This is a genomic window from Rhodomicrobium lacus (assembly GCF_003992725.1).
In the GTDB taxonomy this organism is placed as follows: Bacteria; Pseudomonadota; Alphaproteobacteria; order Rhizobiales; family Rhodomicrobiaceae; genus Rhodomicrobium; species Rhodomicrobium lacus.
Genome location: NZ_RZNF01000025.1, coordinates 1 through 325, shown reverse-complemented (window position 1 = coordinate 325; position 325 = coordinate 1). Strand labels below are relative to the sequence as shown.

The window sequence follows — 325 nt, the reverse complement described above, 5'->3', positions numbered from 1 at the left end:
CTGCGCGCCTATGCTCCGCACGGCCATTGGCGGACGCTGACATTCATCGGGGCGCTGCGGCTGGACCGGCTCACCGCGCCTTGCGTCTTCGACGGCCCGATCAACGGCGAGTGCTTCCGCGCCTATACCGAACAGCAATTGGTCCCGGTCCTCAAACCCGGCGACATCGTGGTCATGGATAATCTCGGCAGCCATAAGGGCAAGGCCGTGCGGATGGCGATCCGCAAGGCCGGGGCGAGGTTCCTGTTCCTGCCTCCCTATTCCCCTGACCTTAATCCGATCGAGCAAGCCTTCGCCAAGATCAAACACTGGATGCGATGCGCCC

At 63.4% G+C, this 325-nt stretch carries 1 protein-coding gene; it reads left to right on the top strand.

Going from position 1 to position 325, the window contains the following annotated elements; genetic code table 11:
- A partial coding sequence (locus EK416_RS17590; RefSeq protein ID WP_127079951.1) for an IS630 family transposase occupies window positions 1-325 on the top strand: 325 nt, incomplete at both ends.